Raw genomic sequence first — 20,292 nt, 5'->3', positions numbered from 1 at the left:
GAACCTTCGACCAATTGGTTAAAAGCCAACTGCTCTACCACTGAGCTAACGACCCAAAACTGGGTGGCGGATGGTGGGTCGTGAGGGATTCGAACCTTCGACCAATTGGTTAAAAGCCAACTGCTCTACCACTGAGCTAACGACCCGCCGCCGGGTGCTTTGCAAGAGACCATTTCGAGAAATGGTGGGTCGTGAGGGATTCGAACCTTCGACCAATTGGTTAAAAGCCAACTGCTCTACCACTGAGCTAACGACCCTTGCGAAGCGGGGCGTAAGATACCGCCATTCCTGAGACGACGCAAGTCTTTTGCAAAAAAACTTCAAGCAAATGACCAGCTTGACCGCTCGTGGCGCCCCGAGATCCCCACGCCATCCACCGTCCAGATGCACGCAAGCCCGCGACAGGCGCGGGCTTGCGAGACTTGCCGACGGCATGTCGAGGCTGACATGCACGTCAGGCCCACGGAAGGCCAGCCGGAGATGGCGAGCGCAAGGCACGCGATCTCCGCAGAGCCTCAGCGCGGCTTGCGTGTGCGCTGCGGCGGCTTCTTCATGGCGCGCACTGGACGACGCTTCTGCTTGTCGCGGCTCCAGCGGTTCTGCTCATCCGGCGTCAGGGCCGGCGCCTTGCGGTGCTCGAGACCTGCCAGCGTGGACAGTTCATCGATCTCGCTCTGCTCCATCTCCACCCACTCGCCGGCGCGAGCGCGCTTGTCGAGGAAGATGTTGCCGTAGCGCACGCGCTTCAGGCGGCTGACGGTCAGCCCCTGGGAGTCCCACAGACGACGAACCTCACGGTTGCGGCCTTCCATGATCACCACGTGGAACCAGCTGTTGATGCCTTCGCCGCCGAATTCCTGCACGTCGGTGAAGCGCGCCGGGCCATCTTCCAGCATGACGCCATTGACCATGTTGACGACGTGCTCGCGCTTGACCTCACCCATGACACGCACGGCGTATTCACGCTCGATCTGAGTCGACGGGTGCATCAGACGGTTGGCCAGCTCACCATCGGTGGTGAACAGCAACAGACCGCTGGTGTTGATGTCCAGACGACCGATGGCGATCCAGCGCTCACCTTTCAGGCGCGGCAGACGCTCGAAGACGGTACGACGGCCTTCCGGGTCCTTGCGCGTGCACAGCTCGCCTTCCGGCTTGTTGTACATGATGACGCGGCGCGCACTTTCCTCGGCACCCTTGAGATTCTGCGGGCGATCATCGAGGCTGACCTGGTCGTTGGGGCCGACGCGGTCTCCCAGCTGGGCGACCTTGCCGTTGACCTTGACGCGGCCGGCGCTGATCGCGACTTCCATCTCACGGCGTGAGCCGAGACCGGAGCGCGCCAGCACCTTCTGCAGCTTCTCGTCGTCGGCCAGCTTGTCGCCCTTGGCCTGCGGCGGCAGCGGACGCAATTCCGGGGCTTCGGCGGCGGCCGGCTTCTTGCCGACATTGGCCTTGCTGCCACGGGTGGACTTGCCCATGTCGCGACGCGGCTGTGCGCCGTCCTTGCTGGCAGCGTGCTTGCCAGCGGCCTTGCTGTCCGTCGCCTTGCCGCCCGCGAAGGCCTTGCCAGTGGTCGACTTGCCGTCGTTCTGGCGTGATGCCTTGCGCTTATCAGTGTCTGTCTTGCTCATGACATGAACCATTTCATCAATAGGAATTTCGCTTACGCAGGGTCGTCATCATCGACGGTCCCGGCAGCGGAGGAGTCATTGGGTGGCGTATCGCCAGCCCCGTCCTCATCTTCTGCACCGCGCAAACGTTGGCTGAGGCGCGCTTCGATCGTGGCGAAGTCGAACCCCGAGCCGGTGGACGCCATCCCGGCGTGATCATGTTCCGCCTGTGAGGCGGAGGGTCCTGCGGTATTCGGTGAATCATCCGCGACATCGAGCGCGCGCGCCTTCAGCGCCTCCTCCAGCTGCTCGGCGGTGATCTCCGGTGGCTGCCAGTCGGCGGGCACCTGAGCCCCCCTCGTCTCTGACGATGTCTCGTCTGAAGACGTCTCGTCCGAGAAAGTCTCGCTCGAGGAAGTCTTGTCCGAGAAAGTCTCGCTCGAGGAAGTCGTGTCCGAGGAAGTCTCGGCTGACGGCGCATCAGCGGCTGTCGCATCAACGGCTGTCGCATCAGCGGCTGCCGCATCAGGACCTGACGGAGCGGAATCCGGCGCATCATCGGCCGATGCCCCCACGTCGCCCTCGCCATCCGGGTCTTCCGGCAGCGGCAAGGTCTGTGAGGGCGGCACATCATACAGCTCCGCTTCCAGCTGTTCGAGTCCTTCGAAGCCTTTCAGTTCATGCACCGGCGGCAGCTCTTCCAATGTCTTGAGCCCGAAGTCGTCAAGAAACTGGCGCGTGGTGGCGAAGACCGCCGGCCGCCCCGGCACGTCACGGTGCCCGACCACCCGCACCCAGCCGCGCTCGACCAGGGTACGCATGATGGAAGAGCTGACCGTCACGCCACGCACCTGCTCGATATCACCACGGGTCACCGGTTGACGATAGGCCACCAGCGCCAGCGTCTCCAGCAGAGCGCGAGAATAGCGCTGCGGGCGTTCTTCCCACAGCCGTGACACCCAGGGAGAGAACTGCTGGCGAACACGCAGCCGCCAGCCACTGGCGGTCTCGATCAGCTCCAGCGCACTGGCGTCGGCCGGATGGCGCTCTCCCAGCCGGCCCAGTGCCTCACGCAGCGCAGGCTTGGTGGGGCTTGAATATTCATCGAACAATCCCGCCAGACGCTCCAGCGTCAGCGGCTCACCGGCAGCCAGCAGTGCCGCTTCGATGATCTGGTCGAGGGGGGCATCGCGCGAACTCATGACGGCGCGTTCTCCTGCTCGTCGGATGGGGGGAAGGAAGGTGACGTCTGCGCATCCTCGAACGCCGCGTCATCGTACGCTGCGTCATCGAACGCCCCCTGGTCGGCCGCCACCTCGTCTTCGTCGGCGAATTCCAGTGCCAGCCAGTCCTCGTCGTCCTCGCTGTCAGGCTCCGGCGTACGAGCACGCACGTGAATGGGCGACAGCGGCGCATTCTGCACGACCTCGATCAGCGCCTCCTTGGCCAGCTCCAGAATCGCCATGAAGCTGACCACCACGCCGGCACGCCCCTCCTCGAGCGTGAACAGTCTCTCGAAGGGCGTGAAGTGCTCGTGGCTCAGCAGATTCATGATCGCCAGCATGCGCTCACGGGTCGACATCACCTCACGCGAGATGGTGTGCGCCTGGACGAGATCCGCCTGACGCAGGAGACCGGACAGCGCGCCGAGCAGCTCCGAGAGGTCCACTTCAGGGTGGACGACACGCGTCTCCAGCTCCGGCAGCTCGGCCGTGGCGACGAACCAGTCACGCCCCTGGCGTGGCATCTCGTCCAGCCCTTCGGCGGCCAGCTTGGTCTGCTCGTACTCCTGCAGACGCCGGATCAGCTCGGCGCGCGGGTCCTCTTCCTCGTCATCATCACTCTCCTTCGGCTGGCGCGGCAGCAGGCTGCGCGACTTGATCTCCGCCAGCATGGCGGCCATCAGCAGATACTCCCCGGCAAGGTCGATCTGCATGGCGTGCATCAGCTCGACGTACTCGATGTACTGATGCGTGATGGCCGCGACGTTGATGGCGAGGATGTCGAGGTTCTGACGACGAATGAGATACAGCAGCAGATCCAGCGGCCCCTCGAAGGTCTCGAGAAAGACCCGCAGTGCCTCAGGCGGGATGTAGAGATCCTGCGGCATCTCGGTGAGCGGCGTGTCGTTGACGCGCGCCAGCACGGCCGATCCCGCTGCAGGTGCGGTGATCAGCGGTGCGGGCTGATGCCCATCGGTCAGGGAAAAGCTGGCGCCATCGAGCAGGTCGCTCATGAAGTCTCCTGCAGGAGGCTGAAGTCGGGAGAACCAGGGCGGAGGATGCACCGGGTCGTCGGAGGCACCATCGAGCCGCACGGCGACCGGGGGACGGGCATTCTAGCCGTTCAGGGCCCATCCCCCAAGTCATGATGGTACCGAAAGCATGATGGTACCGAGAGCATGATGGTGCCGAGAGTCGCGATGGGGTCGAAGGTCATGGTGGCGCGGGGACCTGCCGGATTCGCGACGCCCTGTGCAAGGCCGATCAGCGATAGGTGAGGCCGATCACGCGTCGCAGCTCATCCAGAGTATCGCGAACGGTGTCCCGGGCACGCTCGGCACCCTCGGTCATCATGGTACGTACCTTGCCATGCTCGCCTTCCAGCGCCTCGGCGCGATCGCGGATCGGCATCAGGGTGGCATCGATATGCTCGACCAGACAGCCCTTGCAGTCCAGGCAGCCGATACTGGCCTCACGACAGCCTGCGGCCGCCCACTTGCGGTCCGCTTCAGGAGTGAAGCTTTCATGCAGACTCCACAGCGGGCAACGCTCAGGGTCGCCCGGATCACTGCGCCGCACCCGCGCGGGGTCGGTGGGCATCTCGCGCACGCTGGCGTCTATCTCGGCACGCCCACTGCGCAGGAAGATGGCCTCCTCATGCGACGATAGCCGGGTCTTGAGTTCCATGCCCAGCAGCGGCTGGCTGTCCCCCTGCCAGTGTTCCGGCTCACCGAGGATGCGCCGCCCGCCGCCTTCCAGATAGCCGAGCAGGCGCTCCTGCTGATTGCGGTTGAGCTTGCTGGTCTCGGCCAGCAGTCCACGCGCGCGCTCGAAGGCCTCAAGATCCCCCTCTTCCTGATAGTCACTCAGCCATTCGCGATACAGGCGACCACTCTTCTTGCCGAGTCGCGCGATGGCCCGCTCCGCCTGCTCCTCGAAGCCGGCGTCGCGTCCATAACGATGGTTGAAGCGCCTCGCCACCTCGCGGGTGAACTCGATGTGCGCGCGCTGTTCCGGTCCGGCGGGCACGACCTCGCCCCGCAGCGCCAGGATGTCGGCCGCCTGCATCAGAGGGGCACCCAGCATCGCGAAACTGGCCCCCTGCTGCTCACCGAGTCCCGCCACCATCTCACGATAGCTGGGCAAACGCTCCAGCCATGCCTTGGGCGTCACGCTGGACAGGATCATGTGCACGTCGGTCAGCTCCGGCACCCACGACTGGATGAACAGGGTGGCGACCTTGGGGTTGATCCCACAGGCAAGGCAATCGATGACCATGGCCCAGCTGTACTGCTCGATTTCATGGGGCGCATGCCCACTGACCGCCAGCGCGTTCCAGTCGGCGATCAGAAAATAGGCATCGTGGTGGTACTGCAGCTCGGTCCAGCGTCGGATCACGGCATGATAGTGTCCGAGCGTCAGGTGTCCGCTGGGGCGTAAGCCGGACACCAGCCTGGCCGAGGTATCGGTGGCACTCACCTTGTGAGTTCTCCCTGAAACGTATGAAGCGGCCAGTCTAACAATCCCGACCCCCGATCAGCATCCCCGTGACGTCGTGTCTCGTACGGGAGGCGTCATGCTCTGCGTCACGCAGACGACTCACCCCGCCGCGATGCCGGTGCGATAGCGCCCGGCGTAATCGAACAGCTTGTCGCGGATCTGCCAGTAGCGGCCGCTCTTGCGCCCGATGACGAAGTCAGGGGCCTTGAGGCGCTCCTCGCCGGCCAATACCTCGGCGATGTCCTTCGGCGCCCAGTCACTGCCCGGCGCCCGCAGGTGCCGGGCGAGAAAACTCAGGCGAAAGGCATGGCGCTGAGCGGACGTCTCGAGCGCGAACCACTCGGACAGATCGGTGCCATCCTCGTCGTAATAGGTCACCTTCAAGCGTGGCAGACCGCGCCCGTTGCGCGTCTCCTCCAGCTGCCAGCCGCTGACGCGCAGCACCCGTGCATCGCGCAGCTTGAGCGCATCGCGCAGCTTGTCATCCGGGTCCACCAGCCGCGCCTGACAGGCGTGACAATGGCGCGCGGCGATGTCATTGGCCTCGCCACACTGCGGACAGGCCTTGGCGCGATAGCGGAAGTCGCACTGCACCAGCGGCTTGCCCTCGCCGTCGGGCGACTCCACCAGCCCCTGACAACGCCGCCCGAAGTGCTCCAACACCAGCTCCCCATCCTTGCGCCCCCAGAACAGATTGGCATTGCCGCACACGGGACACTCGACCTGCACGATCTCGGTATCCCCTGCCGGTTTGGGTGTGGCGACTTCCGGCGCGTAGAGATCCCAGGGATTGCCGGCGTAATCGAGAATCAGGCAGTCCGTCTTGCCGGGACTCAGGCGCAGCCCACGCCCGACGATCTGCTGATAGAGACTGACGGATTCGGTGGGCCGCAGGATGGCGATCAGGTCCACGTGCGGGGCATCGAAGCCGGTGGTGAGCACCGCCACGTTGACCAGATACTTGAGCTGCTGCGCCTTGAAGGCATGGATCAGGCGCTCGCGCTCATCGCCGGGCGTCTCACCGGTGATCAACGCCGCCTCACCCTCGGGCAGGAGCCCCGTGACCTCCTCGGCATGCTCGACGGTGGAGCAGAACACCATCACCCCACGCCGCTCGCGTGCCTGGGCGACGATATCCAGCACGATGCCTGGCGTCGCGCGTGAGCCCTGCACCACCTCGTTGAGCTCGGCCTCCTGGAAGCTGCCGCCGATCCCCGGTGCCAGCTGCGAGAAGTCATAGCGCGCCACGGCGACATCGACACGCCGCGGCTCGCTCAGAAAGCCCTGGCGCACCATCAGGCGCAACGGTTGCTCGAACACGCAGTCACGGAAGAAGCAGTCGTCATCACCGCGCACCATGCCGTGATAATGACGATGGAAGATGAAGCCCTGCCCGAGGCGATACGGCGTCGCCGTCAGTCCCAGCACCTTGAGGCGTGGATTTTGCTCACGTAGATGATGGATGACCTTGCGATAGCTGGCGTCCTTCTCCAGCGAGACCCGGTGACACTCGTCGATCACCAGCAGCGTGAACGCACCTGTCTGCTCACCCGGCGTGAAGGCCGCGAGATTGCGTACCACCGACTGCACCGAGCCGAACACCACCTGACGCGCGGCCTGCTTGCGCTTGAGGCCGGCACTGAAGATGTCGGCCTCCTTGCCATAGGATTCGTACTTGGCGTGATTCTGCTCGACCAGCTCGCGCACATGCGCCAGCACCAGCACGCGCCCGCGCGCGATACGCGCAAGCTCCGCGATCACCAGTGACTTGCCGCTGCCGGTGGGCAGCACGACCACCGCCGCCTCGTCACTCTTGCGGAAATGCTCCACGGTGCGCCGGACGGCTTCCTGCTGATAGGGACGTAGCTCAAACATGCCGGCTGTTCCCTGCAAGGACACGTGGGCCGGCCATGGGCAGCGGCATGATCAGAAAGAGTGGTGCAGACATGAGAGCTCGCCGGGTCACGGAAAAGGGGCACAGGTTGAGGGGCAATGGCCGCCCATGAGGGGTGAGGCAGCCATCCACCTGCAGAAGACCCATTATCCTGATCCCGCCCCCCGGCGGTAAAGCGACCGGGTGTGGATAACCCGAATGAAGGTCAGGTGCGCTCAGAAGCGCGGCGTGCGGCCTTCAAGCCTGGCGCCAACACATTCCATGTGCTCCGGCTGGCCGAGCAAGCCGGATTGCAGCCTGGCCTCCAGGGCAAGTGCCTCGCCCTCCGGTGCCGCCAGCGCCTCGACATACAGCCGGGTGATGCAGCGAATCGCCCTAGGAGAACGTGTCGCTATCTCCCGCGCGAGCGCCAGTGCCTCTTCCCGCGAGTTGGAGACCAGGCGCGTCACGAGCCCGGCTTCCTGGGCCTCGCGGGCGGCAACCTTGCGGCCGCTCCAGCTCAGTTCATGCAACCAGTCAGGACGCACTCCACGTGCCGTGACGCTGATGCCCATGTCAGGAATGATGCCCCAGGCGATCTCGAGCACCGCCAGGCGCGCATCCGGATCACACAGTCGGACATCCGCCCCCAGCGCGATCTGCAGCCCGCCCCCGAAGACATTGCCCTGCAGGGCCGCGATCACCGGTACGCCGGCATCCCGCCAGCCCAGTGCCAGCTGCTGAACGGTATTGCGCTCAGGCGTGCAGCCATTGGCCCCCGCGACGAGCAACTGCGGCACCCGCGCGGCCTCCCCCATGATGGCGGCCATGTCGAGCCCCGCGCAGAAACTGGCGCCTTCTCCGGACAGCACGATGGCTCGCAGCCCTCCCTCCTCGGCACGCGCCCGCAACTCTGCCTGGGCACCGAGGATGGCATCGATCATCGCCCAGTCGAGTCCATTGTGCTTGTCGGGTCGATTGAGGCGCACATCGGCGACATGCTCATTGATCATCACTGTCACGCGGCGTGCGGACGGGCACTTTGCGGCATCACTCATGGCGGCTCCCTCGAACGGCGAATGAAACGGCGGTCAGCGATTGCTCACGAGACACGACGGGCAGCCAATGCCCATGTCGACATGAGGTATCTGCGAGGCACCTGACAGATAGCGCAATCTCGAGGTCCAGTGTGGCTGTCCGCACGCCATCATGAAACGGTCGTTTGGTCGCAGAGGGTCCACACCCGGCCAATCGACATCACACGGCACCCTCTTGCATGACGTCTATTCGCGCTTGGCACCCGAGACGTCTGCCAGCGAGCGTGACTGGAAGCTGTCCGCCTGAGCCATCGCCCACACGCGGCGATAGAAGGGGAAATCGTCCGCTTCCTTGAGCAAGGCGCCGGGCGTCAGGAAGGGGTGCAGGTGCGAGAACAGACGCACCTCATTCTCCGACACGCGATGCACGAGATGGTCCGGAGTGATCTGCCACGGCGTCGAGAGCCCCGAGGCCGCGATGATTTCCGCCAGCGCATGCAGGGTGTTGTGATGGAAGTGCCGGACCTGCTCGGCCTTGTCTTCCACTACCAGCGACTTCTGTCGCAAATCATCCTGGGTGGCGATGCCCGTCGGACACTTGTTGGTATGACAGCTCAGCGACTGGATGCAGCCCAGGGCGAACATGTAACCGCGCGCGGCATTGACCCAATCCGCCCCCAAGGCCAGCACGCAGGCGATATCGAAGGCACTGATGATCTTGCCACTGGCGCCGATGCGCACGTCATCACGCAGCCCCGCGCCCACCAGGGTGTTGTGGACGAACAGCAGCCCTTCGCGCAGCGGTGTCCCGAGGTGATCGGTGAATTCCGTCGGCGCGGCTCCGGTGCCGCCCTCGCTGCCATCCACCACGATGAAGTCCGGCACGATTCCCGTTTCGCGCATTGCCTTGACGATGGCCATGAACTCCCAGGGCTGGCCCAGACACATCTTGAACCCGACCGGCTTGCCACCGGACAGCTCTCTCAGCCGCTGGATGAACTCCAGCAACTCGACAGGGGTACTGAAGGCACTGTGACTGGCCGGCGAGATGCAGTCCTCGCCCATCGGAATGTCACGCGTCTCGGCGATCTCGCGGCTGATCTTGCTGGCTGGCAGCACACCGCCATGCCCCGGCTTGGCTCCCTGGCTCAGCTTTATCTCGATCATCTTCACTTGCTCGCTGGCCGCCTGACGGGCGAACTTCTCGGCATCGAAGTCCCCCTTCGCGGTGCGGCAGCCGAAATAGCCACTGCCCAGCTCCCAGATCAGATCGCCGGCGAATTCCCGATGGTAGGGGCTGATGCTGCCCTCGCCGGTATCGTGCGCGAATCCTCCCAGCATCGCGCCCTTGTTGAGCGCACGGATGGCATTGCCACTCAGCGAACCGAAACTCATCGCCGAGATGTTGAACAGCGAGGCACTGTAGGGCTGCGCACACTGCGTATTGCCGATCGTCAGACGGAAGTCACGAAAGTCAGGCACTTCGGAGGTCTGCATCGAGTGTCCGATGAATTCGTAACTGTCGGAGTAGACATCCAGCAAGGTACCGAAGGGCTGCGAGGAATTGCGCTGGCGTCCGCGGGCATAGACCAGCTCACGTTGCTTGTGGGAGAACGGTAGCTGGTCGGTATCCGACTCGAACAGGTACTGACGCATCTCCGGGCGCAGCGCCTTGAACAGATAGCGCATGTTGCCGATCACCGGGTAGTTGCGCCGCACGGCGTAATCCGACTGCCGCATGTCGTTGATGCCGACGGCGACCAACAGCAGAAAGATCACGGCCAGCGGCCACACCCAGGGGGTCTGCATCGTCAGAAGCAGACAGACGAGAGCCCCCAGCACACAGAGCAGAAAGACGGAATAACGCGGCAACAGCGACCATTTCAGCTTCATCACGACATCCTTGTAATGTGTCAGGCAGGGATTCGTGCCCCAGACCTCGAGGCATCCCCCACCTTAAGCCACCCGGCGTCCGACACCCAGCTCCCGACGTGGAACGCCACGTTGAGGGAGCCAGATGCCGCCAGCCAATCGGCTCGCGCGTCAGTCAGAACGCAAGACGCCCCCATGGCGTTCACCATGGGGGCGTCGGTCAGGCAATCATCACCTGTGCATTGCGCGCTCTCGCGGGATCAATCGACCCAACGACGTGCATTGCGGAACATGCGCAACCAGGCGCCATCCTGCTCCCAGTCATCCGGACGCCAGGAGTTGGTGACGGCGCGCGCCACACGCTCCGGGTGCGGCATCATGATGGTGACGCGCCCGTCGTTGGTGGTGAGACCAGTGATACCGGACGGCGAGCCGTTCGGGTTGGCCGGATAACGCGTGGTGGTCTGGCCGTAGTTGTCGACGTAGCGCAGTGCCACCTGGCCGCTGCTCTGCATCTTGCGCAGGTGAGCGCTGTCGCGGAACTCGGCACGCCCTTCACCATGCGCGATGGCGATCGGCAGGCGCGAGCCTTCCATGCCATCGAGGAACAGCGAGGCGCTCTTCTCGACCTCGACCATCGCGACACGCGCCTCGAACTGCTCGGACTCGTTGCGCACGAAGCGCGGCCAGGCCTCGGCCCCCGGAATCAGCTCCTTGAGCTGGGAGAGCATCTGGCAACCGTTGCAGACGCCCAGCGCGAAGCTGTCGTCACGCTGGAAGAAGCGCTCGAACTGTTCACGCGCACGCGCATTGAACAGCACCGACTTGGCCCAGCCGCCGCCGGCGCCCAGCACGTCACCGTAGGAGAAGCCGCCACAGGCGACCAGACCCCGCATGGTGTCCAGATCGACACGTCCTTCAAGGATGTCGCTCATGTGGACGTCCACCGCCTCGAAGCCGGCGCGGTCGAAGCTTGCCGCCATCTCGAGCTGACCATTGACGCCCTGCTCACGCAGGATCGCCATGCGCGGACGTGCACCGGTGTTCAAGTACGGCGCCGCGATGTCCTCGTTGACGTCGAAGGTGGCCTGGACGGAGAGACCCGGATCACGCACGTCGTTGATGGACTCGAATTCGCTCTTGGCACAATCGGCGTTGTCACGCGCGGCCTGCATGCGATAGCTGGTCTCGGCCCACAGACGCTCGGCACTGGCACGCGTGGTGGAGAGCAGGTTCTGGCCCAGCAGCGTGATGTTGATCTGCTCATCATGACGCGGCGTGGCGATCACGCCACTGTGCTCGAGACCCACGGCCTTGAGCTCGGCGAGAATGGACTCGGTGTGCTCGCGACGCACCTGCACCACGGCACCCAGCTCTTCCGCGAACAGCGCGCCGGTGGCCTGACCCGGCTCGGCGGCGGTCCAGTCGAGGGAGATGTCGAGACCGACACGTCCCGCGAAGGACATTTCCATCAGGGTGGTCAACAGGCCGCCGTCGCTGCGGTCGTGATAGGCCAGCAGCTTGCCTTCGACATTGAAGCGCTGGATGGCCTCGAAGAAGTGCTTGAGGTCTTCCGGCTTGGCAAGATCCGGCGCGTCATTGCCGACCTGTCCATAGACCTGCGCCAGCGCGGAGCCACCGAGACGGTGAGCGCCATGGCCGAGATCGATCAGGATCAGGTCCGTCTCCACGGCCTCACCATTCAGCGTGCGACGCAGCTGCGGCGTGAGGGTACGCATGGCGTCGGTGACCGGCGCGAAGCCTGTCATCACCAGCGACAGCGGCGCGGTGATCGACTTGTCTTCGCCGTTCTCGTCCTGCCAGGCGGTACGCATGGACATCGAGTCCTTGCCGACCGGAATGGTCAGATCCAGCGCCGGGCACAGTTCCATGCCGACGGCGTGGACGGCATCAAACAGCGCCTGATTCTCGCCGGTGTGATCGGCAGCGCTCATCCAGTTGGCGGAGAGCTTGATGTCAGACAGCTTGGCGATCGGCGCGGCAGCGAGGTTGGTGATCACCTCGGCCACGGCCAGACGCGCGGAGGCGGCCGGCGAGATCAGCGCGACCGGCGTACGCTCGCCCATCGCCATCGCTTCACCGACGTGGCTGTCGAGGGAGCTGGTGGTGACGGCGCAATCCGCCACCGGCACCTGCCACGGACCGACCATCTGGTCACGCGCGACCATGCCGGTGATCGAGCGGTCACCGATGGTGATCAGGAATTTCTTGGAGGCGACGGTGGGCAGCTGCAGCACACGGGTCATCGCTTCACGCGGGTCGAGGTTGTCCAGTGCCAGTGCCGGCAGTTCCAGCGCCTGACGCTCGAAGCTGCGTGACATCTTGGGCGGCTTGCCGAACAGCACGTCCATCGGCAGATCAACCGGACGCGTATCGAAGTGACCGTCCTTGACGATCAGCTCGTGCTCTTCCAGTGCTTCCCCGACCACGGCGTAGAGGCAGCGCTCACGCTCGCACAGCGCTTCGAAGGTGGCCAGATTCTCCGGCGCCACCGCCAGCACGTAGCGCTCCTGGGATTCGTTGCACCAGATTTCCAGCGGGCTCATGCCGGATTCGGCGCTCGGCACGGCGCGCAGGTCGAACAGACCACCGCGACCGCCATCCTTGACCAGCTCCGGCAGTGCGTTGGACAGACCGCCCGCGCCGACGTCGTGGATGAAGCAGATCGGGTTCTTGTCATCCAGCGACCAGCAGCGATCGATGACTTCCTGCACGCGACGCTCCATCTCGGCGTTGTCACGCTGCACGGAGGCGAAGTCGAGGTCTTCGCTGGAGCTGCCGGAGGCCATGGAAGAGGCGGCACCGCCACCCAGACCGATCAGCATCGCCGGGCCACCCATCACGATCAGCTTGGCACCGACCGGAATGTCGCCCTTCTCGACGTGCTGACTGCGGATGTTGCCGTAGCCGCCCGCCAGCATGATCGGCTTGTGATAGCCGCGACGCTCGATACCACCGGCGCCGAAGGCATCCTGCTCATAGGTACGGAAGTAGCCGTTGAGGTTGGGGCGGCCGAATTCGTTGTTGAAGGCAGCGCCACCGATCGGACCTTCGAGCATGATGTCGTAGGCGGTCTTGATGCGCTCCGGCTTGCCGTAGTCATGCTCCCACGGCTGTTCGAAGCCCGGGATACGCAGGTTGGAGACGCTGAAGCCGGTCAGACCCGCTTTCGGCTTGGAGCCGACACCGGTCGCGCCTTCATCACGAATCTCGCCACCGGCACCGGTCGCGGCGCCCGGATAGGGGGCGATGGCGGTCGGGTGGTTGTGAGTCTCGACCTTCATCAGGATGTTGATCGGTTCCTGATGGTAGGTATAGATGTGACCTTCGCCTGTCGGGAAGTAACGCCCGGCAGTCGGGCCTGCCATGACGGCGGCATTGTCACTGTAGGCGGACAGCACGCCATCCGGATGATGCTGGTAGGTGTTCTTGATCATCTTGAACAGCGAGTGCGACTGCGCTTCGCCGTCGATGGTCCAGTCCGCATTGAAGATCTTGTGGCGGCAATGCTCGGAGTTCGCCTGGGCGAACATCATCAGTTCGATGTCGGCAGGATTGCGGCCCAGAGTCTTGAAGGACTCGACCAGATAATCGATCTCGTCATCCGCCAGTGCCAGGCCCAGAGAGCCATTGGCCTGCACCAGTGCGTCACGACCACCGCCGAGGATGTCGACATGGGCAAGCTTTGCCGGGGCCTGATGCTGGAAGAGGCGCGCCGCGTCCTGAGTACGCGTCAGCACCGTTTCGGTCATGCGGTCGTGCAGGCGGGAAGACAGCGTGGCGAAGAGTTCTTCGCTCAGAGGGGCGTCGAGCTTGATGCGATAGGCGATGCCACGTTCGAGGCGGCGGACTTGCGGGAGACCACAGTTGGCAGCGATGTCGGTGGCCTTGGAAGACCAGGGCGACAGCGTGCCGAGGCGGGGAACGACGAGGAAGAGATGACCTTCGGGAGAACTCTCGTCGCGACTGGGGCCGTAGTCCAGCAGACGCTCGAGCGTGGTCCGGTCGGTACTGCTCAGTTCACCATCGACCTCGGCCAGATGCAGGTACTCGGCATGAAGGGATTCCACCTCCGGCACCAGCTCGCGCAATGCAGCCAGTAGACGGGAGTGACGGAAGGCGGAAAGGGCAGGCGCGCCTCGCAGTTCGAGCATGGTCAGGGAAAGCCTCTGAAGCAGCGTGAACGGACAACCGCCGAGCGGCGGCAGCAAGCGCATATCATACGTGAAAGCCGCCCGTGAACGAAGCCCGACAGTCACATGCGTTGGATGACAGTGTGAAGCGCTGTCGGTATGGTGAAACCCCTGCCGTGAATGATGCTGACGCATGCTCAAGACCTCGCTTTCCTCCCTCATCACGCCCCTGCAAGCACTGCTGCGCCATTCGCGCCGGTGGCTTGCGCTCGTGGTGATGGCGCTGGCCCTGCTGTTGCCGGAAAAGACCCTGATCGCCCCGCCCTCCCGGCTTGACGATGTTCGCACGCGCGACTTCCTTCAGGTGGTGACTCGCAACAGCCCAACCACCTACTACCGTGGCCGTCAGGGCCCCACCGGTTTCGAGTATGAGCTGGCGCGAGACTTTGCCGACTACCTCGGCGTCAGCCTGTCGATGGATGCAGAACACAATATCGAATCCCTCACCCGAAGCGTGCGTGATGATCAGGCCGATTTTGCCGCCGCCACCCTCCCTCTTGACCTGTCAGAGCAGGGGCTGCGCTTCACTCGACCGATTCTCGAACTGCAGGCGATGGTGGTCTATCGACGCGGAATGCAACCGTCCAGAGAGCTTGAAGATCTGGTCGGCAAGCGGATCGGCGTCATCAAGGGAGCCGGTACCAGCCTGATTCTGCATGAGCTTCAACAGCAGCTTCCCGAGCTCAGCTGGAAGGAAACCGGCGAACTCGAGGTGGCCGACCTCCTGCAGCGCATCGAGGAAGACAGCCTGGACGTGGCGGTCGTCTACGCCCACCAGTTCAAGCTCAATCGGCTGTTCTTCCCCAATGTGGAGAACGGTTTCACCGTGGGGGACCCATTGACTCTGGCCTGGGCCTTCCCGGCGCAAGGAGATATCTCCTTGCTGAGCGCTGCCAACGATTTTCTCGAGACACGCAGCGAGGATGGCACCCTGGACCAGCTGGTCGACCAGTACTTCGGGCATGATGACTATCTGGAATATGTGGGCGCGCGTACCTTCATCCGCCAGGCACGAGAGCGGCTCCCGCGCTACATCGATACCTTCAAGCAAGCCGCTCGCGATACCGGCATCGATTGGAAACTGCTGGCGGCGGTGGGGTACCAGGAATCCCATTGGCAACCGAAAGCGACGTCACCTACCGGGGTACGTGGGCTGATGATGCTGACCAACGCCACCGCCCGCGAGATGAACGTGGCCAATCGTTTGGACCCCGTCCAGAGTATCGATGGCGGGTCACGCTATCTTGTGAGTATAAAGGGACGTCTTCCCGAAGGAATTCAGGAGCCGGACCGGACCTGGATGACATTGGCAGCCTACAATGTCGGTCTCGGGCACCTGCTGGATGCCAGGCGCATCGTGCGCATGAAGGGTGGCAACCCCGACCACTGGAAGGATGTGCGCGAGGCGCTGCCTCTGCTGCAGAAACGCCAATGGTATCAACAGGTACGTTATGGCTATGCCCGCGGTGGTGAGCCTGTCATCTATGTACGCAACATCCGGCGGTATTATGAAATACTCAACTATGTTTACCGCAGTCAGCAGCAGTTCTATCAGCTGAATGAGCGCCAGATAACCGATGATGAAGGGGACAACAATCCCTTCGATACCGTCCCCCCGATCCTGTGATCCATGAACAAGGTAGTGGGAAACCTGTCGGCGACTCGTGACAGGCGAGAAAAGCGCGCACGGGGCGTGGTGCATCAGGAGCTTCTAAGGACAGGGAATGACACGCAGATTCATCTTGATGTTGCTTGGCCTGCTTGCCTTCGGCGTCGCCTTGCTGGGCCTCTGGCCTCGCGCCGGCCACGAAGCCAATGCACTGCTGTTGATCATGCTGACATTGCAGGCGGCAGGGCAGACTGCGTGGCACTGGCGAAACCTGTTCCTCAGTCCACTGTTTCTCGGCATGTCCCTGCTCATCAACCTGGTGCTTACCTGCACCTTTCTCTTGCCGGAAAGCTGGGTCGGTGTCGATCATTGGGGCGCGTTGCTGACCGCCCTGCCCGGTGACTGGCATGTCGCCAACATTCGCCCTCCGATTCTGATTCTGCTGGCATGCCTGGGGCTCAACTGCTGTTCTCTCTTGCGGATGCGCCTGGGCTTCGGCGCCACGATACAGCTGGCGCAGACGACTCTCATACTGATCTTCGCCATCATCGCCGACCCGAGTCTCTCCGTGGCCAGCATGCCACTGGTAGGGGTGGAGCGAACCACGCTGCTTGCCTTCCTGGGCTTGCTTCTGGCTGCACAATGGCTGGATCTGCTGCCAGCGCTCACTCGCATGTGGCGACGCAACGTACTACCCCTGGCCATCTCTGCCTCCATCACGCTCGTCTGTCTTCTGGCGTGGCAACAGCAGACAAAGGATGAGAACAACCGCATCAACCAGGCGACCTATGTACTGGGCGACAAGATCGCGACACAGCTGTCACGCGAGATCGATGATCAACTCAATGCCATGCGGCGCTTCGCCGGCTTCTGGAGCCTGATGGGGCAGACACCTTCACGGGGTGAATGGCAACGTCTGGCACGAAATTATTACAATGATTTCAATTACTTCCAGAATATCGCCTTCATTGATCCCGACAGCGTGGTGACTCTGGTATTCCCCGACAAGGGCGGCAACCATGATCTGCTGGGCGTGAGGCTATTTGATGCCCAGCCAGATACTCCCCTGCGCAATCCGCTGGAGCTGGGCATTGAAGGCCACACCGGCATCATCGATCTCCTGCAGGGCGGCAAGGGCATGGTGTCCTACCTGCCTGTACGCAATCCGCGTGATGGAGACATCCTCGGCGCCATCGCCATGGTGGTAGATCTGGCACCACTGCTGGACCAGGCACTGGATGCCGCCCGCAATGATGCCTTTGCCATCACGTTGTCAGAACGCAGCAATGTCTACATTCATGTAGGCCCGGAAAGCCGTCTTGCTCCCTGGGGGCATCGAATCCCCATCGAACTTCCCGCCACGGACCTGACGCTGGGCTTGCAGCCGACGCAGCATTACCTCGCGGCAAGCCGTGGCCGCCTGCCAGAAGTCACGCTCCTGACCGGCATCATGCTCTCGTATCTGCTCTTCCTGGTGGTCTACATGTACCGCCGCGTCTCCCAGGAGCATGGCATCGTCAAGCAAGCCAACGATGCCCTGAAGGAAGAGATGACGCGCCGAGAGCGACTGCAGAACGAGATACAATGGCTGGCACGTCATGATGAGCTGACCCAGCTCCCCAATCGCCGTTATTTCCTCGAGCAGGTGCAGACCTTCAATGGCCAGATGCCACTGACGGTGATGATACTGGACATCGATTTCTTCAAATCGATCAACGACAAGCTGGGGCACCTCGAGGGCGATCGCTATCTGCAGAAGATAGCCTCGGTATCGCGAGCGCCTGTCGAGGCAGCGGGAGGGATTCTGGCACGTTTCGGCGGCGAGGAATTCGTCGTCTGCATCCCCGAATGCCCTCGTGCTGTCGGCCGGACGCTCGCGGAAGAGCTGCGTCGTGCCGTACAGGCGGCAGGTCTCCCCCAGCCTGCCACGGACAGTGTCGTCACCGTCTCGGTTGGCATGGCCTGCGTGGCCAGAGCACCTCTGCGACTGGAAGCACTGCTTCAGGCTGCGGATGAGGCGCTGTATCGCGCCAAGTCCAGTGGGCGCAATCAGGTCCAGGTCGCCGCCTGAAGCCTCATGCTCCCTTGAAGCACCGGCTTCATCGCAGGGTCATGGCAGGCGCCGAGTCAGGGTGACGCATCGGTTGGCAACGCGGCAGCGCGCCGCTCGGCGAAGAACTGCTTGAGCAGGCGTTTCGCCTGGGCAGCCAGCACCCCACCTTCTATCTGTACCTGATGGTTATGCCACGGCTGCACGAAGAGGTTGGCCCGAGACTCCACCATCCCCGTCTTTGGCTCAGCGGCACCATATACCACGCGCGCCACACGGGCGTGGATCAGGGCGCCACTGCACATCATGCAGGGCTCGAGGGTGACATAGAGCGTGCAGTCATCAAGCCGATAGTTGCCAAGCCTGGCCGCTGCTGAACGCAGTGCCTGAATCTCGGCGTGTGCCGTCGGATCCGGAGTCCCGACCGGGGCATTGAACCCGCTCCCGATGATCTCCCCCTGTGGGTTCACCACGACGGCCCCCACTGGCACCTCTCCAGCCTCCAATGCCAGCCGCGCCTGATCCAGGGCGCGGTGCATGTAGTACTGATCCTTGCGAGGCATCGCCGCCTCAGACCTCACGCTCTCGTCGCTCACCGTCATTCTCCGGTATCCTGATGTCATTGGCGCAAGTGACATGATACCGACTAATGCCAACCCGCTCATTTGCTCGTATCAAAGCCGCTTGCCGTGACTCTTTTTCCTGAAGGATGGGACGATGACCGACGCTTCACCGACACCGCTTGAATCACTCGTCACCTTGCTGGGGCTGGAAACTCTGGAAGAGAATCTCTTCCGGGGTCACAGCCAGGATCTCGGCTTTCCACAACTGTTCGGGGGGCAGGTACTTGGCCAAGCGTTGTCCGCCGCGACACGCACCGTCCCCTCGGAACGGAAGGTGCATTCGCTGCATGGCTACTTTCTTCGCCCGGGGGATGCTCACAAGCCAGTCGTCTACCAGGTCGATGGCGTACGTGATGGCGGCAGCTTCACGACCCGACGCATCAGCGCCATCCAGAACGGCAAGACCATCTTCTTCTGCAGCGCCTCCTTCCATGGCAAGGAAGAGGGCTTCACGCATCAGCTCGCCATGCCCGATATCGAATCCCCTGAGCAGTTGATCGAACAGGGGGCACGCATCGAGCGTTACGAGGGCCATCCCATCGAGTTCCTGCGCATGAAGGCCCCGGCTACGACAAGCGAGGGCGCGTCATCAGCGCCACCTCGTCAGCGCCTCTGGTTCCGTCTTTCAGGCGAGCTGCCGGAAGATGATGCTCTGCACCGTTATCTCCTGACCTACAGCTCCGACTTCAACCTGCTGGCCACTGCGCTGGGAGGACACGGTGTACGCTTCGGCTCCCCGGAGCTGCAGATGGCCAGCCTGGATCACTCACTCTGGTTCCACCAGGATGTTCGCGTCAACGACTGGTTGCTGTACGAGATGGATAGCCCATGGGCAGGCGGTGCTCGCAGCTTCTCGCGCGGCAGCCTCTACAATCGCCATGGCGAATTGGTCGCGTCCAGCGCTCAGGAAGGGCTGACGCGCCTGCGCCAACGCTCCTGAACGATCGATGGAACGACGATGCCCCTCTTGAGAAGCACTCTTGAGGGGCATCGTTTGTTCTGACTTGCAGCCAAGGGGTCGTGCTGCAACCACCGCCATTGCCACGAGATGCAGATCACTTCAGTGCCGTTCGGACCCGCGTACAGTTCTCGTCCCGATAACGCTGCTTGTAGTCATTGCGCTGAGACTGCCAACTACGCATCTGGCCTGAAGACCCACCGCCACGACGCATGGCGGTATAATATTCGATCTTGTTCTTGATGAACTGGCAACGTTTTATCTTCTCTTCACGCTCACCAGCAGATGCTGCTCCTGAAGCCGTCAGACCTATCAAGAGCACCATCAACGCTGCCAGCAATGACCTTGATGGGATAAATGAAAAGTATTTCGACATGCCGCCTCCTTGCGCGCGTTCACGAATAGTCCCGTGCGTGGTATTCAATGACATCGCAATCATCGATCAGGTTCTGCAGTAGAGAGAATATCCCCCGAGAACGTGGAATGCCTGCCCATGAGACTGATCATCAGCAGAGTACTGCCGTACTTCACCCTCCGTACTGATCAATAAACAAGAAAGCCGCTATCACGAAAATGATAGCGGCTTCTTGAGTCAATGTTTCAGCGGGCTTCGCTTATCCATGGCCCTCTCTCGCACAACCTTCTGAGAGCACGACTTTTCTCACTCACAAAGAGAACCGCCCCTGCAGCAAGGCTGCAGGGGCGGTTCAGTATAAGTGCC

At 62.9% G+C, this 20,292-nt stretch carries 12 protein-coding genes, 2 tRNA genes and 1 pseudogene; 3 read left to right on the top strand and 12 right to left on the bottom strand.

Features of this window, described 5'->3' with window-relative positions; all coding sequences use genetic code 11:
• Positions 1-71 precede the first annotated feature (71 nt).
• From QD172_RS17160 to purL, 10 genes and pseudogenes are all read right to left on the bottom strand, one after another.
• A tRNA-Lys gene (locus QD172_RS17160) sits at positions 72-146 on the bottom strand.
• 36 nt (positions 147-182) lie between these two features.
• Positions 183-257 (bottom strand) — tRNA-Lys (locus QD172_RS17155).
• 258 nt (positions 258-515) lie between these two features.
• A complete protein-coding gene (gene rluB, locus QD172_RS17150; protein ID WP_240499734.1) occupies positions 516-1,376 on the bottom strand; it encodes a 23S rRNA pseudouridine(2605) synthase RluB in 861 nt (286 codons plus the stop codon).
• Positions 1,377-2,293: 917 nt separating this feature from the next.
• Positions 2,294-2,815, bottom strand: a pseudogene (gene scpB / locus QD172_RS17145) (SMC-Scp complex subunit ScpB); the annotation flags it as partial.
• The gene (locus QD172_RS17140) at positions 2,812-3,849 is read right to left on the bottom strand and encodes a ScpA family protein (RefSeq protein WP_279856352.1); all 1,038 of its coding nucleotides are present in this window, start codon (positions 3,847-3,849) and stop codon (positions 2,812-2,814) included. The pseudogene scpB and the gene QD172_RS17140, both read right to left, overlap by 4 nt.
• A gap of 250 nt (positions 3,850-4,099) precedes the next feature.
• On the bottom strand, positions 4,100-5,314 hold the full coding sequence (locus QD172_RS17135; protein ID WP_279856351.1) for a tryptophan--tRNA ligase: 1,215 nt from the start codon (positions 5,312-5,314) through the stop codon (positions 4,100-4,102).
• A gap of 120 nt (positions 5,315-5,434) precedes the next feature.
• A complete protein-coding gene (locus tag QD172_RS17130) occupies positions 5,435-7,210 on the bottom strand; it encodes a DEAD/DEAH box helicase (protein ID WP_279856350.1) in 1,776 nt (591 codons plus the stop codon).
• 234 nt (positions 7,211-7,444) lie between these two features.
• Positions 7,445-8,266 (bottom strand): crotonase/enoyl-CoA hydratase family protein, encoded by an 822-nt coding sequence (locus QD172_RS17125; RefSeq protein ID WP_279856349.1) that lies wholly within the window; start codon positions 8,264-8,266, stop codon positions 7,445-7,447.
• Between the two features lie 225 nt (positions 8,267-8,491).
• Positions 8,492-10,138 (bottom strand): FMN-binding glutamate synthase family protein, encoded by a 1,647-nt coding sequence (locus tag QD172_RS17120; RefSeq protein ID WP_084207877.1) that lies wholly within the window; start codon positions 10,136-10,138, stop codon positions 8,492-8,494.
• 239 nt (positions 10,139-10,377) lie between these two features.
• Positions 10,378-14,292, bottom strand: a complete 3,915-nt coding sequence (gene purL, locus QD172_RS17115; RefSeq protein ID WP_279856348.1) for a phosphoribosylformylglycinamidine synthase — start codon at positions 14,290-14,292, stop codon at positions 10,378-10,380.
• Positions 14,293-14,548: 256 nt separating this feature from the next.
• Here purL and mltF point away from each other — a divergent pair, with 256 nt between their 5' ends.
• Both mltF and QD172_RS17105 read left to right on the top strand, forming a co-directional pair.
• Positions 14,549-15,958 carry a membrane-bound lytic murein transglycosylase MltF gene (mltF, locus tag QD172_RS17110; RefSeq protein ID WP_279856353.1) on the top strand — a complete coding sequence of 470 codons (1,410 nt, stop codon included), beginning with the start codon at positions 14,549-14,551 and terminating at the stop codon, positions 15,956-15,958.
• Positions 15,959-16,055: 97 nt separating this feature from the next.
• Positions 16,056-18,011 carry a diguanylate cyclase gene (locus QD172_RS17105; protein WP_077380192.1) on the top strand — a complete coding sequence of 652 codons (1,956 nt, stop codon included), beginning with the start codon at positions 16,056-16,058 and terminating at the stop codon, positions 18,009-18,011.
• 56 nt (positions 18,012-18,067) lie between these two features.
• Here the strand turns inward: QD172_RS17105 and tadA are convergent, their stop codons facing one another.
• Entirely contained in the window at positions 18,068-18,553 is a 486-nt protein-coding gene (gene tadA, locus QD172_RS17100; protein WP_083730713.1) for a tRNA adenosine(34) deaminase TadA, read from the bottom strand.
• A gap of 154 nt (positions 18,554-18,707) precedes the next feature.
• On the opposite strand from tadA, the gene QD172_RS17095 reads away from it, so the two are divergent.
• On the top strand, positions 18,708-19,553 hold the full coding sequence (locus QD172_RS17095) for an acyl-CoA thioesterase II (RefSeq protein WP_077380196.1): 846 nt from the start codon (positions 18,708-18,710) through the stop codon (positions 19,551-19,553).
• A gap of 115 nt (positions 19,554-19,668) precedes the next feature.
• On the opposite strand, the gene QD172_RS17090 is transcribed toward QD172_RS17095, so the two are convergent.
• A complete protein-coding gene (locus QD172_RS17090; protein ID WP_176494292.1) occupies positions 19,669-19,947 on the bottom strand; it encodes a hypothetical protein in 279 nt (92 codons plus the stop codon).
• Between the last annotated feature and the right edge of the window lie 345 nt (positions 19,948-20,292).

The sequence above is a fragment of the Cobetia sp. 10Alg 146 genome (genome assembly GCF_029846385.1).
GTDB lineage: Bacteria > Pseudomonadota > Gammaproteobacteria > Pseudomonadales > Halomonadaceae > Cobetia > Cobetia marina.
This window is presented reverse-complemented; position numbering and strand designations above follow the sequence as displayed.